The organism is Aerococcus sp. L_32, from assembly GCF_050689315.1.
This window is the reverse complement of the sequence record NZ_JBOEQF010000043.1, coordinates 1-14,684: the sequence shown is the minus strand read 5'-3', so window position 1 is coordinate 14,684 and position 14,684 is coordinate 1. Positions and strand designations below refer to the sequence as shown.

Annotated in this window: 10 protein-coding genes and 1 pseudogene; 2 read left to right on the top strand and 9 right to left on the bottom strand. The window is 39.7% G+C overall.

Going from position 1 to position 14,684, the window contains the following annotated elements; translation table 11 throughout:
• Window positions 1-97: 97 nt before the first annotated feature.
• The 8 genes from ACRCJ0_RS04715 to ACRCJ0_RS04680 form a co-directional block, all read right to left on the bottom strand.
• Window positions 98-1,927: a glycoside hydrolase family 13 protein gene (locus tag ACRCJ0_RS04715; protein ID WP_431389655.1), complete on the bottom strand. Its 1,830-nt coding sequence runs from the start codon at window positions 1,925-1,927 to the stop codon at window positions 98-100.
• 179 nt (window positions 1,928-2,106) lie between these two features.
• Window positions 2,107-4,335 carry a PTS transporter subunit IIBC gene (locus ACRCJ0_RS04710; protein WP_431389654.1) on the bottom strand — a complete coding sequence of 743 codons (2,229 nt, stop codon included), beginning with the start codon at window positions 4,333-4,335 and terminating at the stop codon, window positions 2,107-2,109.
• A gap of 291 nt (window positions 4,336-4,626) precedes the next feature.
• Window positions 4,627-5,463 carry an endonuclease/exonuclease/phosphatase family protein gene (locus tag ACRCJ0_RS04705; RefSeq protein WP_417894049.1) on the bottom strand — a complete coding sequence of 279 codons (837 nt, stop codon included), beginning with the start codon at window positions 5,461-5,463 and terminating at the stop codon, window positions 4,627-4,629.
• 125 nt (window positions 5,464-5,588) lie between these two features.
• Entirely contained in the window at window positions 5,589-6,080 is a 492-nt protein-coding gene (locus tag ACRCJ0_RS04700; RefSeq protein WP_431387714.1) for a hypothetical protein, read from the bottom strand.
• Window positions 6,077-6,868, bottom strand: a complete 792-nt coding sequence (locus ACRCJ0_RS04695; RefSeq protein ID WP_417894051.1) for a MurR/RpiR family transcriptional regulator — start codon at window positions 6,866-6,868, stop codon at window positions 6,077-6,079. Before ACRCJ0_RS04695 ends, ACRCJ0_RS04700 begins: the two co-directional genes overlap by 4 nt.
• 72 nt (window positions 6,869-6,940) lie before the next feature.
• Window positions 6,941-8,284 (bottom strand): 6-phospho-alpha-glucosidase, encoded by a 1,344-nt coding sequence (locus tag ACRCJ0_RS04690; RefSeq protein ID WP_431389653.1) that lies wholly within the window; start codon window positions 8,282-8,284, stop codon window positions 6,941-6,943.
• Between the two features lie 145 nt (window positions 8,285-8,429).
• Window positions 8,430-10,121: an alpha-glucoside-specific PTS transporter subunit IIBC gene (locus tag ACRCJ0_RS04685; protein ID WP_417894053.1), complete on the bottom strand. Its 1,692-nt coding sequence runs from the start codon at window positions 10,119-10,121 to the stop codon at window positions 8,430-8,432.
• 327 nt (window positions 10,122-10,448) lie between these two features.
• Window positions 10,449-11,369, bottom strand: coding sequence for a tRNA dihydrouridine synthase (locus ACRCJ0_RS04680; RefSeq protein ID WP_431389656.1), 921 nt, complete (start codon window positions 11,367-11,369; stop codon window positions 10,449-10,451).
• Between the two features lie 357 nt (window positions 11,370-11,726).
• On the opposite strand from ACRCJ0_RS04680, the gene ACRCJ0_RS04675 reads away from it, so the two are divergent.
• Window positions 11,727-12,824, top strand: coding sequence for a glycerol dehydrogenase (locus ACRCJ0_RS04675; RefSeq protein WP_431389652.1), 1,098 nt, complete (start codon window positions 11,727-11,729; stop codon window positions 12,822-12,824).
• 84 nt (window positions 12,825-12,908) lie between these two features.
• On the opposite strand, the gene ACRCJ0_RS04670 is transcribed toward ACRCJ0_RS04675, so the two are convergent.
• Window positions 12,909-13,649, bottom strand: coding sequence for an alpha/beta hydrolase (locus ACRCJ0_RS04670; RefSeq protein WP_417894055.1), 741 nt, complete (start codon window positions 13,647-13,649; stop codon window positions 12,909-12,911).
• Window positions 13,650-14,256: 607 nt separating this feature from the next.
• Between ACRCJ0_RS04670 and ACRCJ0_RS04665 the strand changes: the two are divergent.
• Window positions 14,257-14,684 (top strand): annotated as a pseudogene (locus tag ACRCJ0_RS04665) (UV DNA damage repair endonuclease UvsE); the annotation flags it as partial.

The following is a 14,684-nucleotide window of genomic DNA, read 5'->3' as shown; positions in this document are numbered from 1 at the left end:
GGCACACGATTTTGATCTTTGCAACCGTTTTCGTAATTCATTTATAATATTTTTTTACTTTTAATATATTGCAAGAACCCTATTTTCGCTAATAGGCTTAGTCTACACTAACTAAGTAAGTTCCTGGACTCACATATATGTAATCGCATTCAATTTCTGCAATGTTGGTTAGGACAATTTTTGTATTTTTATCTAGACCAATCTGCAGGTCTTGATTACCCTGGTTAAAATAGGCGCGCAAGGTTTGTCCTCGGTAAGTCTTTGTAAAGGCTAAAATTCGCTCACTAGGCAAGTCTTGTGACCAGTCTAGGGTCCCCAAGTTGATGAGATCACTATAGTTCCGTCGCATTTGAATCAGATCCTTGGTAAATTGCCACATAGCTTGGTCTTGCTTGTCCTTTTCCCAGACCATGCATTTGCGGTTGTCTGGGTCGTCGCCACCGTCTAGACCGATTTCCGTGCCGTAATAGATGCAAGGCGTACCGGTTTGAAGGAAAGTGAAAGTAAGAGCTGACTGGACTTTATCCTTGTCGTATTTGGCCCGGGTCAGGATCCTGTCGGTATCGTGTGAATCTAGTAGGTTAAACTGGGCTTGGTTGGTTTGCGTTCGGTAAAGCATTTGTTGACTGGTCATCCGGTCCATAAACTGCCGGTTGGTCATGTCTTGATTTGTTGACCCGTCCTCTATTTGGTCTTTTTCTGTCGGTCCAAAAAAGAAGTCCTTGATTTGGTCTGTCATCGGATAATTCATGATGGCATGGAATTCGTCCCCTTCAAGGAAACGCTGAGCTGAATGCCAGATTTCACCGACGATATAGAAATCTTCTTTCAAATTGACGCAAGCCCGGTGGAAGTCTTTCCAGAATTGATGGTCTACTTCATTGGCAACATCCAACCGCCAGCCGTCGATATCAAATGCTTGAATATAGTGACGGGCAACATCTAACAAATAGGCTTTTACCTCAGGGTTTGCCGTATTTAATTTGGGCATGTGGGGTTCAAAGGCAAAGGTCTGATAGGTCAATTGCTGGCGGTCAAATCGCTCGCCGCCACTATAGTCAATCGCCCCAAAGGCTTGAACGGGAAAGTTTTGGATATGGAACCAATTTTTGTAGATAGACTGGTCTTGATTTTCTAAGATATCTTGCCATTGATTGGATGCATAGCCGATATGGTTAAAGACAGCGTCTAGCATTACCCGAATGCCCCGATCATGGGCTTGGCTAACCATTTTGCCAAATAATTCAGCATCACCGAAAGCTGGGTCGATGGTCATATAGTCGCTGGTATCGTATTTATGGTTGGTGTCCCCCTTAAAAATAGGGGTGAGATAGATGCCAGTGATCCCCAAATCAGTCAAATAATCCAGATGGTCGATAATCCCTTGCAAGTCTCCGCCATAGAAATCATCATGACGGGGATGGGCTCTGGAACCCCAAGGTAAAGTATTTTCTGGGTCATTTGTGGGGTCTCCGTTCGCAAAACGTTCAGGGAAAATCTGATACCAGACAGTGTCTTTCACCCAAGCTGGCGTCTTAACCCGGTCACTTTCATGAAAATATGGCAGGCGGAAATAAGCATTGACTTGGCCTAAAATATGGGCATCATCTCCAGGGTAAACTCCGCGGTCACAATAAAAGACCTCATTCCCGTCAATGTCCTGGACACGAAAGGCATAAGCTAGACGGTTGGGCGCTAATTGCCACTCACACTGCCAATAGTCATGGAGGTCACTAGAGGCGACTTTCGTCATTTCCTGACTGGTCCGGTACCAAGCCTCCGAATAATGTAGGTAGGTATCCCCCGCCAGCAAGTCCACCTGGGCTACGTCATCTTTCTTGGTCCTCAGACGAATATGGACGGTATCTTCATCATATAAATAGGCAAATTCACTCTCCGGTCGGTGGTATAAAGCTGCTGAATCCAATGGTTTTCCTCATTTCTATTTTTTATTGTTATACTTAAAAAGTAATCGCTTACATATGAAGATAGAAAAATAGCTAATGGCCCATAACCATTAACTATCCTCCTAATCGACTTAGCTGACCCTAAGATTTGCTATCTTCAACGGTAAACATCAAGCCGACATTTTTCATTATGACTATATTAAAAGTGAATTTTACCTGCTTCTTGACCGCCATCGATGTGTTGGTCAACGCTAGCTAATTCAATCCGGTCAATAGATTCACTATTCGTCACAACCACGATCACTGTTTTTTCCTTATTAGCCTCTTCGATCGCTTGTAAGTTAATTTCGCCAATCACTTGACCAGCAGTCACTTCTTGGTCCACAGCTACCGTTAAACCAAAGATTTCCGGGTCAAAATTGTTGGTATCAATCCCCATGTGAATCAATACCTCAAGGCCATCGCTCGTTTGAATCCCGATTGCATGATGACTTGGGAAAATCGACACGATTTTACCAGCTACTGGTGCATAAACTTTAGCAGTTTTAGCGTCTGCATCCGGCTCGACAGCGTAACCGTCACCCATCATTTTTTCCGAGAATACAGGGTCATTTACACGAGAGATATCTAACAATTGACCAGCAACCGGTGCTAAAACAGGTGATACTTGACCAGATGCAGCCGCTTTCTGAGACGTGGCCACTGGTTCGCTAGCTCCCGCTTTGCCTGTTACCTTGTCAGAAGGTGCCGGAATAGCAGTACCAGCGTCCAACAAGTCGTTGATGTCAGATTTTAAGATGTCAGATTTTGGTCCGTAAATGGCTTGTACACCAGTACCGCGAACCATTAAGCCCATAGCACCAGCTGCTTTCCAATACTCATCGCTAGCTACTTTTTCAGTGTCCTTAACTGTCACACGTAAACGCGTCATACATGCATCTACATAGTCGATATTTTCTTTACCACCTAATAGGTAGATAACATCGGCAATTTGTTGCTCGCTCGCATTTGAGGCAATGGCTGAAGTTTGGCCGTCAGTTGCTTTATCAGCTTGTTCAGCCCCCAATCCCTCTTCGTAGTTACCTAAACGACCAGGTGTTGCGTATTTAAATTTCTTGATCATGAAGTTTGCAATAAAGTATGTTAATACACCAAATACCAGTGTCACTAAGATGAAGTTGATCACGTCACCCATAATACCGGCTTGCGCTGATAATGGGATACGGGTCAAGAATTCAATAGTCCCGAATGAATGCACGCGTAGGTTTAACACATCTGCCATAGCAAATGCCGCCCCTTGAATCACCGCATACACCACATATAAAGGCATAGCAATGAACATAAACATGTATTCCAATGGTTCAGTTACCCCAGTTAGGAAAACGGCAGCCGCAGCTGAAATGAACATTGGTTTATATTTATCTTTCTTATCTTGGTCAACATTGCGGTACATTGCATAGGTTAACCCCATCAAGATACCTGAAGAACCAATCATTTGCCCCACTTTGAATCGTGCAGGTACCCAATTTTCTAATACATATTGATAATTTTGCGTATCGCCAGCATTGTTGAAGTTTGCCAAGTCAGTTGCCCAAGCTAACCATAATGGATCTTGACCAACAACCTGTGCACCCGCTTGCGCACCCGTTAAAATTTCATAAGTACCACCAAGTTCGGTGTAGTTAATTGGAATAGTTAACATGTGATGTAAACCAAATGGTATTAGTAACCGTTCTAATGTACCGAAGATAAACGGTGCTAGGATTGGCGCAGTATCTTGAGATGTTGCAATCCATTGACCAAATGCATTAATACCTGATTGAATTACTGGCCAAATTACAGCTAATCCTAAAGCTGTTGCTAAAGACCATACAATCACAACGAATGGTACAAAACGCTTCCCATTAAAGAAGGACAACACTTCTGGTAATTTACGATAGTTGTAGTATTTATTGTAGGCACTCGCTCCAATAAAACCGGAAATAATCCCTACGAATACCCCCATGTTTAAAGCTGGTGCTTCTAAAACACTTGTAAAGTAACCTTCAATAGCAATGGTTTGACCAAATACAGTACTGGTTACTGCTGCTGGATCAGCTAACATGTCAGTTGTTACACCAAATAAAGCACCGGTGATACGGTTAATTAAGACAAAGGCAACAGCTGCCGCAAAGGCCCCACCAGCACGGTCCTTAGCCCACGAACCACCAATTGCAATGGCAAATAATAAATGCAGGTTACCAATAATGGCCCAACCAATTGACTCTAACACGCCACCCGTAGTGACTAAAAAACTAATATTTTCAGCAAACAAGGGAATGGTTTTACCAATAGATATCATTAAACCTGCAGCTGGCATAACTGCAATAACCACCATCAAAGCCTTCCCAAATTGTTGCCAAAATTCAAACGTAAACAGTCTCTTCATTTTTTTCGCTCCTTCATTTACACCCTTTTGATAACGGTTTCATAACTCAAAACAAATTATACACTGTAAAACGCTTTTGTGCAACCGTTTGCATCTTTTTTTTAAACTATAGCAAAAAAACCGTGAGAATCTCCCACTCTCACGGCCCTTCTAAATGTTTTATTTAATTAAAAAGTACTTCACTTCTTCGTGCTACATCTAACATTTCTTAGCCTTAAATAGTGTAAATAACCCAGGATAGCGAGCTAGAGATCATACTAACATTTTCATATTTATCTTTATATTCAGCTTCTAGTCAATAGTTTCTACTAGTACACCTGAGTGGTCTGATACGGTTTGCTGACGTTCTCCATCAAACACAACTTCGGATTTTTTTACTGCAACACCTTTAGGTACGAAGATATAGTCAATACGAATTTGTTCTTTAAGCCCGGTCCAGCCACCGATTTCTTTCAATACTGTCGGTCCACCGATAGTTTCTTCTGCAATCATATATGAGTCTGTAATAGGTATAGCCGTTGATACCATGTAGTCATAACCATCTGTACCGGCAGGGTTATTAAAATCACCCATAAAATAAATTGGCAACTTAGTTCTAGTTAGGTATTTTTCAGTTTCTTGCCATTCATAATGAAATTCTTCATTATTTTTCCCGTGCCACCATGAGAAGTGACCAGAAACCGCCATAAAGCTTTCGCCATTTGGTTTAGTGATCTTAGCCGTAAGAATACGACGTGTTTTATAGTCATACCAATCATGACTTTTTGATACGTTATAGCTAGTGACGCTATCAATTGGGTATTTTGATAAGATCGCTACACCCTCTTGCATTGTGTCATGCGCAATATGAGTCATAGCCCACGCCCAATAGTAGGTTTTACCTAATTCCGCTAATAAGGCTACTAAACGCATGGCAAAATTATCTTCTTTAACATTCACTTGCCCATCCATAGGGACAAAGTTCACGAGATTATTAATGTCTACTCGATGTCCAATAATTTTTTGATTTACTTCCTGTAAGCCCACTACATCGATTTCCCACTCAGCAATCGATTGCGCAATAAAAGCTAATTTTTGATCTTGATCATTTTCACCATAAGAATGAGTATTTAATGTTAACAGTTTCAACTAAATTAACGCTCCTTTTTATTCATTTTGATATCAGTAACATATCTATTTAATTCGATTATAACTCAAACAATTTAATTCACAAAAACATATTTGAAGTCAAATCCTCCATTAACGCTCAGATATTAGCTACCCGTACTAATCCGCCAGATAGCAAAACGAATAAAGGCTGCAATCAATAGCATGGCCATTTCACCAGCAAAGTGGCTAATATTATGCTTCGGTGATTTGAAAAGGACTTGAAAGGCATCTCCTAGTTTCACTTTTAAAATCACAACACTAAAGGCAATTAAAATAAAAATCAAGATGGCCATTCCGGTGTTGCCAATCAATAAGAAACCAATCAAGATAAGTAGTAAACTGATATAAAATTGCCCTAGACTATCTTGTGTTTGGTCAATTTGATCCCACTTAGATTTGATTAAAAAGCCCGCAAAAGGCAGGATACATACAGACATTAGTGAAATCACTGTAGAGACATTTGTGGTCAAATTTTCTAGTAAACCCAGTCCTTGCGCGTTGCCTTGGAAAGTTAATAGGGCAACATATAAGATGGGGGCAATAACCAGTAATATAATCACAAAATGTACCATTCTACTTAAATTTTTTCTGGTCATAGGTCACGCTCCTCATTTTCTTTCTGTAATCGTTCTTGTTTTCGCACATATTCAAAATAGGCGATAGCTAATAAGTTGGTGGCTTGGTGGATAGGTAACATAGATGCAAAGGCTTCATCCTTATAATCAAAGCGTGTTGTTTTAAAATAGATTGTATAATCGGCTAAGCTAGCTAATAAACTGGTATGCATTTCACTCACCGCAATCAGGATGGCCCCTTTACTCTTAAAGATTTTCAATTCTCGTTCAATCAATGCCACATTGCCGCTAAAAGACGCTACAATCAGCACATCTCCTGGTTTTATAGATGCACTCGCAATTTTTAGCTCCAAAGGTGCTGAAATATCGATAGAAAATTTATTGTTCAATAAAATACTTCTTCTAAAATCGTTTAAAGCGTTCTTTTGCGCCCATCCAGTCCCGTATAAGAAGACATTATCCGCATCAAAAACACTTTCAACAATGGGTTCAACCTGCATATTACTGAACATTTTAAAGGTATCTTGGGTATCGGCTGCTAACTGCCCCATTGGATCAATTTCACTATCATGCCGTTGATTATCTGCTTCATTGTTGAGGTAGAATTTAAATTCCGCATAACCTGAAAAGCCAATTTTTTGAGTGAAACGGGAAATCGTCGATTTGGAAACGGCCAAAATCCTTGCTAATTCAGTGATAGACATCTTCCTAACTGTCTGACTATGCTTCATGATATAGTCAAAAATATAAATTTCATTTTCAGTTAACTTACTGTAAAAGTTGTTATAGATATTTTCTATTGGTCTCATAAATGCCTCCAAAATAATAAGAGTGGACCTCGGCCCACTCCTATTATATCAAAAGCGTTTATATTTAATAGATTAAGATAACTCAGGCCAGTATGATGCGTTTGCCTCAATTAAATCATCCAGAATTTGTTTGGCTACGCGTGCATTTGGCACGGTTCTTGATAAGGTAATGGCTTGCCATAATTTTTGATAAGAACCTTCGCTCCATGCTTCAACAACTAATTTTTCAACGGCCACTTGTTGCTCCATTAAACCTTTTTGGAAGCGCGGAATTTCGCCCGTTACCAATGGTTCAGGTCCATTTGATGTAATGATACATGGGATTTCTACCATAGCTGTTGGATCAAAATTCACGATTGATCCATTGTTTGGCACAATCAACAACATTCTTTCACGCGTGTTATAAGCCAAGGCTCTCGCTAAATCGACAATATAAGAAGCGTGGTCATCTGCTTTCAATGTTGTTTTGGCACCTGATCCATAGTTCACTACTTGGTTACATTCTGAGAATACTTGTTTTTCACGGTGGTCCATTACTTCATTGGCCCGCGTATAGTCTGGATTAGCTACTGCTACTTCATCTTGAGGGTATAGGTAGTATTTTAGATAGGTATTTGGCAGCGTATCTTCATCCAGCCAAGACACTTCCTTTGCTTTTTCATAGGTATGCATCCAACTTTCTTCCACTTCCTCTTCAGAAGCATCAGCCAATTCTTCTGGCGTTACATAACCATGTTCATGAACCCACTCTTTTAATTTTGGCATTAAATCGTTGCCTTCATGGTCACGGATATCTGTCCACCAACCAAAGTGGTTTAATCCATAATAACGAACAACGAAGTCTTTACGAGATTTAAGTCCTAAAATATCCGCCATCCGGTATTCAATCCCTACAGGCATATCACAAATGTTGATAATACGGCTATTCGGACGTATTTTTCTAGTCGCTTCTGCTACGATTGCTGCTGGGTTAGAGTAGTTTAACATCCAAGCATCTGGAGAGTATTCTTCCATATAGTCAATCAATTCAAGTACGCCACCGATTGAGCGCATACCGTATGAAATACCACCTGGTCCACATGTTTCTTGGCCAATTACCCCATATTTTAAAGGAATTTTTTCATCTTGTTCACGCATGGCATATTTACCGACACGAATGTGGGCCATCACGAAATCAATGTCTGTAAAAGCTGTAGCTGGATCAGTTGTCGCTACGAATTCAATTTCTGGTGCGCGTTCATTTAGGATAATTTCACAGGCATCGGCAATTTGTTTTTGTCGGTCCCCGTCGTTATCGTAAAATTTGATTTGACGGATTGGGAAAGTATCTAAATTATCGAGTAACATCATGATGATACCTGGTGTAAAAGTTGAACCCCCACCTGCTACAAGAATCGATTGTTTCTTTAATGTCATTATAAATTCCTCCTAATGCAATTGTTTAACCGCTACTTTTCTATACCTCTATGCTAACAAAAAATTAAGTATTTTCATTAACCGCTCAACCTTCTGTTCGCATTTCAGTATTTATGTACTTGTTCCAATCTACGGAAATTGTTCCTTAATTTTTCGCTTTACCTGTCCGTTTAGCAATTTCAACGTCCACTTCATCACGAACTTGTGGGACATCTAGTCCAATGATCACTTGAATCGCTTGACCCTTACGGACCACCCCATGCGCTCCGTTTGCTTTAAACTCTTTATCAGTAGCTAATGCATTTGGGTCTTTAACTGTTAACCTCAATCTAGAGGCACAGTTGTTAACGTCAGTAATATTTTCTGGACCACCTAACAAGTCAACATAGTTTGAAGCTGTTACCGCAAAACGTCCACGACTAGGATCATTTGCAGCCTCTTCAGCATGACTTGAAATAGCTTTATTACTTGCTTTTGATTCTGAAGGATCCTGGCTAGTATCATTCGGATCAAACCCAGCTGCTTCTTGTTTCTTCTTATCTTTATAATCTTGTTTAGTGTACATTTTCACTTCTGCTTCATCATCTTCACGTCCCGGTGTTTTCAAATCAAATTTATTAATCATCAAGCTGAAAATCACAAAATAAATACCAGAGAAGATTAAACCAATCACTAGCCAAGTGATAATTGCACCAAAATGATTAGACCACATTGGAATAATAAATTTAGAAACAACTGAGATTAAACCTGATCCTAAGTCTCCTGCCAGTCCAAATAGGTACATGGTTGTTCCTAGTGAGGCTGCAAGTAAGGCATGGATAAAGAATAGTTGTGGCGCGATAAATAGAAAAGTAAATTCAAATGGTTCTGTAATACCAGCCATAATCGCTGTGAAAGCTGTTGGCAATAGTAGGGATAATACTTCTTGTCGTTTTTCTTTTTTTGCTGTCGCATAAAAAGCTGCTGAAATACCAATCGGTGCGAAAATTTTTGACATATTATGCAACCCAAAAGCGCCTTCTGGGAACTGTTCACGTAAAGGTGCTGGATTTGAAGCAATCACATTTAATTGATCCAACCAAGCACGTTCAATTCCACCTTCAATCACTGCAGGGCCATAGGTAAATGGTTGGTATACAAAGTGATGCAGTCCTGTTGGAATTAAAATACGTTCTAAGAATACATATACGAATACACCGAAGGCACCTGAACTCGCCAACCAACCCTGTAATGTTGCAATACCACCTTGAATTACTGGCCAACCCCAAGCTGTTAGGAAGGCTAATGGTAACATGATGAAGAATCCTAAAATATAAACGAATGTTGACCCTTGGAAAACACCCAACCAGTCTGGTAGTTTAGTATCAAAGTACCGGTTGTGTAGCCAAACAACAATAGCCGCTACGGCAATGGCACCAATAATATTGGTATCCAATGTTTTTACACTACCGATCAGTTTTAACCCACTGACACCACCGGGTTCAGCGGTATAATCTACCCCAAAGTTCGTCCCCCAAATTTCAAGGATTTTAGCCAGGAAACTTTGAAAAGTCATGTAAACAATAAATGACTCCAAGCTGGCACGACCAGCCGCTTTTGTTGCTAACCCAATAGGTAAACCAATTACAAATAGCAATTCAATTTGATTAAATACTGTCCAACCACCAGATTCTAAAACCGACCAGATATTTCGCCAAAGACTGCCCTCGGATGCGAGACCACCCATAATCAATTCATTTTGGAAAAGAATCGAGAAGGATAATACAATCCCCGCAAACGAGAATAACAGCACCGGCACAAACATTGCGCCCCCAAACCGTTGTAATTTCGCCATCATAATTTCTTCACTCCTTTTTGTTGAATATTGCTTCCAATACTGTCATCTTAGCAGTGGATATCCACCTTTGCAAACGCTTCCATAACTTCTGGAACAATTTCTTTAACCAGCACACTGTTCCAAAGAAAGGAAATTGACCCAAAAAAAAAGACCGTATAGCAATACGATCTTGTGAAGGTTAAATAGTTATCAATTTTCTCTAAAAGTAAATGGTTATCTTAACGCTACATACATTTAAATTTACTGAAAAACAGTCCTTTCTGGAGGGACGAACCCGACTATAGGGTGCGAGACTCGATGCTAAGAAAGGAACAGCGAAAGACTAGACTATGCTTCTGCTAAGTATTTTTCTTCAAATTCATCGATTAATGCGCGTGCTTCGTCGGTTGATTCTGTTTCCATTAGGCCAATACGTAAGTCGTTGGCACCACGGAATGAGCGGATGTAGATTTTAAAGAAACGACGTAATGGTTTATATGGACGACCGTCTTTGGCAGCATTCTCGTCGAACAAATCTAGGTGGTATCTGAATAGGTCTAACAATTCTTTTGGCGAGTGGTCACGTGCTTCTTCTTCAAAGGCGAATGGATTATGGAAAATCCCACGACCAATCATGACGCCGTCAACACCGTATTTATCCACTAATTCTTGACCGACTTGACGGTTTGGAATATCACCATTAATGGTTAATAAAGTTTGTGGTGCGATCTCGTCGCGTAGTTTTTTTATTTCTGGAATCAATTCCCAGTGAGCGTCTACTTTAGACATTTCCGTCTTTGTACGTAAATGAATCGATAAATTGGCAATATCTTGCTTTAACAACAGACTAAGCCATTCTTTATATTCTTCCGTGTCTTGGTGGCCAAGTCTTGTTTTCACTGAAACGGGTAGGCCACCCTCTTTGGCAGCTTGAATTAATTCAACTGCTACATCTGGACGGAGGATTAACCCTGATCCTCGACCATGTTTAAAAACGTTAGGTGCTGGGCATCCCATGTTAATATCTAAACCAGCATAGCCCATTTCGTTCATCCCTTTAGCCATAGCCGCAAAGTGATCAGGATTGTCTCCCCAGATATGCGCTACGATAGGTTTTTCATCTTCTGTAAATAGTAATCGTGAATTTAATGAATCGCGACCTTTTGGATGTACATATGACTCTGAATTGGTAAATTCAGTAAAATAAACATCTGGTTTAGCTGCTTTTTGAACTACATGACGAAAAACAGTATCTGTTACATCTTCCATTGGCGCTAAAATAAAAAATGGTCGTGGCAATTCTTGCCAAAAGTTTTTCTTTTCTTCCACAATAAATCCCTTTCTCTTTTTCTTATATATTGAATACAAAATAAAAAAGCTATTCGCTTTTTTACTTACTTTAGAATTTTTGCTTACAGCGTTACATTATCTCAAATCTGAACCACAATTGGAAGCAAAATATCTTATATCATCATTACATTTTATTCTCTCAAAACTTAACCTAAAATAGTACCCTTTCATTTTTAATTGTGATATAATTCACATGTAAATATGAATAACAATTTTCCTACTTTTATACATGTGGTTTCAATTGTGAATTTTGTGACGTAAACTAGGAGGTTTATTATGGTTAGGGTATTTGCAAGTCCAGCACATTATGTTCAAGGTAAAAATATTTTAACAAGTCAAGTAGCTGTAGACTACATCCAAAAGTTAGGTGATAAGGCCTTACTGCTAGCAGATGATGTTGTTTGGGAAATAGTTGGGGAAACCCTAACTGACTCATTGACAGCAGCCGGCATGACCATTATCCGTGAGCCCTTCCAAGGTGAAGCTTCTACTGCAGAGATTGATCGCGTGACAAAAATTGGCCAAAATAATGATGTAAATCTTGTTTTAGCACTAGGTGGCGGGAAAGCTATTGATGCAGGGAAAGCCATTGCAGATGACCTAAAGTCACCAGTAGCTATATTACCAACTGTTGCTTCTACAGATGCACCAACTTCTGCGCTATCTGTTATTTACTCTGAGGAAGGCGCCTTTGAGAAATACCGATTCTACAAGAAGAATCCCGATCTAGTCCTATTAGATAGTCAAATTATTGCGCAAGCACCAGCTCGTTTCTTCGCTTCAGGAATCGCTGATGCACTGGCAACTGCAGTTGAAATGCGACCAACTATTACTGGTAACCACGATACCATGGCTGGTGGGAAAACAACTTTAGCTGCTCAAGCAATTGGAGACAAGAGTAAAGAAGTCTTGTTCGCTGACGGGATTAAAGCCTTTAAATCCGTTGAAAAACATGTAGTCACACCAGCAGTTGAGAATGTCATTGAAGCCAATACACTTCTTAGTGGACTTGGTTTTGAATCTGGTGGTCTTGCAGCTGCCCACGCTATCCATAATGGTTTCACAGCTTTAGAAGGTGACATTCACCATCTGACTCATGGTGAAAAAGTTGCTTATGGTACGCTAACACAACTCTTTATGGAAAATCGTCCAACTGAAGAGATTGATGCTTACATCGACCTATATCAAGCTTTAAACTTACCTACTACCCTAAAAGAATTGCACTTGGATCCTGAAGACCGTGACGCCTTGATTCGCGTGGGGAAACAGGCCACAATTGAAGGGGAAACAATTCACAACATGCCATATACCGTCACACCTGAAGACGTTGCAGATGCCTTGATTGCTGTAGATGCATACGTAACTGGCCGCTAATAAGAATAAAAATAACCAATTCAAAAATTGAAAGCGACTGAGATGAACTCAGCCGCTTTTTTACATATACCTTAAAAAGATGGATTAGTGCCATAAGAAGTCCATGTATAGGTGGTTTTGTGCTGCCCATGTAGCTTCTGAGTGGTCACCACCTGCTTCTAAGTGCATATAAGTTTCACCACCATGATCTAAGAAGGCTTGCTCAAGATAACCAGCTTGCTCTAAGCGATCTTGATTCACTTCTTGGTCACCAAAGGACAAGTATAATCGGGTATCTTGGTCGATAGATTGGCGTGCCAATTCAGCCACTAATTCATCAAAACAAAAACCAAAAGCTGGTGATAATGCGGCAGCTTTAGAAAAAGTTTGGTTATAAACAACTGCAGCATAATAAGCCATCAAGCCACCCATAGAAGAACCAGCAATTGCTGTGCCCTCACGCCCCGCAATGGTTGGATAGTTATCATCAATAAATGGTTTTAGGTCATTAACTAGCCAATCCATAAAATGATCGCCATAACCATCAATTTGACCAAAATGCGCTGTATCTACTGAATAGGGACAATATTCACGGAGACGCTCACCGTCTTCATGGCTGCACTCAATCCCTACAACAATCATCTCTTTATTGTAGGTACCCAGAAAATCCAATAAATCCCAAGACCTTCCATAAGTCGCCATCTCGTCAAAGAATAAGTTATGCCCATCAAACATGTAAAGAACAGGATAGCGTCGTTTACTTTCTGACAAACGATCTGGTAAATACAAGTGGATTTGTTTATCCACATCCTTAAATGGAAAATAAAAAGCAAATTGTTCAAACATAGCCGCACATCTCCTTATTGATATTTGCTTTAATACACCGTGTAGGAATAGATGAATAACTTCACTAAAATTCACTAAATGATATTTCTCCGCATCTGGGAAAATATAAGGCGCAATCGTTATAAAATAATCACTAGCAATTGAGTTAGGATCGACTTCTTCGGTAAATTGTCTACTAAATGATTGGAATTGACATAAAGTTTTCGTGTGCAACTGCTGTAATTCTTTGCCTGGTTGTCGGATTTTTTTCTGATAATGAAGCCATTCCTTTTAAATATTCCATTTCATTATAAGGCAAAAACACTTAAACAGGTATTGTTAATTACTTTTATTAGCTTTATACTAAACGAAACTTATCAATTGATAAGTTTATGATTTTTAAAAAGCGAACGATATGAAAAAATTCATATCCGTATCGAAGCATTTCACCCGAAAGCTCGTCTACAACTTGTGGCATCAGCTACTATTTGTCAAAGTATTGAAACGGTTATTCGAGAAGACTGCTACAATCGTTTCCCTAAGCGCCAGTACACTAGCAAATTAAAAAGAGCACAATTAATTCAACAAACTCACCAAACTATCAGGATATTATGTGAAAGAAGGTCATATGATGAATTCAACAATAAAGGTTGGTTACGCCTGCTTGAACCTAGACTTAGATCGAGGGTTTAAAACCTGTCGTTTTGCTAATTTAACTAATGAAAAATGGATTGAGTTAATTAGCTGGAATTTAGAAACACTTAAGCAAATGTTGATTTACACTGCAGACCACAACATTCAAATGTTAAGGTTATCAAGTGATTTAATTCCTTTTGCAACTAAGGCTAAAGATGATGTTAATTTAGACTGGCAGGCATATTTTCAAGATGAATTCGATGCACTAAAGAAGCTCATAAAGAATTTAGACATCCGCATATCCTTTCACCCTGGTCAGTATACCGTGCTAAATTCACCAAAGGAGGATGTAGTAGAACGCGCAATTGCTGATTTGGATTATCATGCCGATTTGTTGGCGTTATTGGGCGGTGATCAAAG

What these genes read in the sequence shown, in the direction of transcription:
- ACRCJ0_RS04710 (WP_431389654.1), bottom strand. Translation starts at nt 4,335, where the DNA reads ATGAAGAGACTGTTTACGTTTGAATTTTGGCAACAATTTGGGAAGGCT.
- ACRCJ0_RS04700 (WP_431387714.1), bottom strand. Translation starts at nt 6,080, where the DNA reads ATGACCAGAAAAAATTTAAGTAGAATGGTACATTTTGTGATTATATTA.
- ACRCJ0_RS04695 (WP_417894051.1), bottom strand. Translation starts at nt 6,868, where the DNA reads ATGAGACCAATAGAAAATATCTATAACAACTTTTACAGTAAGTTAACT.
- ACRCJ0_RS04690 (WP_431389653.1), bottom strand. Translation starts at nt 8,284, where the DNA reads ATGACATTAAAGAAACAATCGATTCTTGTAGCAGGTGGGGGTTCAACT.
- ACRCJ0_RS04685 (WP_417894053.1), bottom strand. Translation starts at nt 10,121, where the DNA reads ATGATGGCGAAATTACAACGGTTTGGGGGCGCAATGTTTGTGCCGGTG.
- ACRCJ0_RS04680 (WP_431389656.1), bottom strand. Translation starts at nt 11,369, where the DNA reads ATGGAAGATGTAACAGATACTGTTTTTCGTCATGTAGTTCAAAAAGCA.
- ACRCJ0_RS04675 (WP_431389652.1), top strand. Translation starts at nt 11,727, where the DNA reads ATGGTTAGGGTATTTGCAAGTCCAGCACATTATGTTCAAGGTAAAAAT.
- ACRCJ0_RS04670 (WP_417894055.1), bottom strand. Translation starts at nt 13,649, where the DNA reads ATGTTTGAACAATTTGCTTTTTATTTTCCATTTAAGGATGTGGATAAA.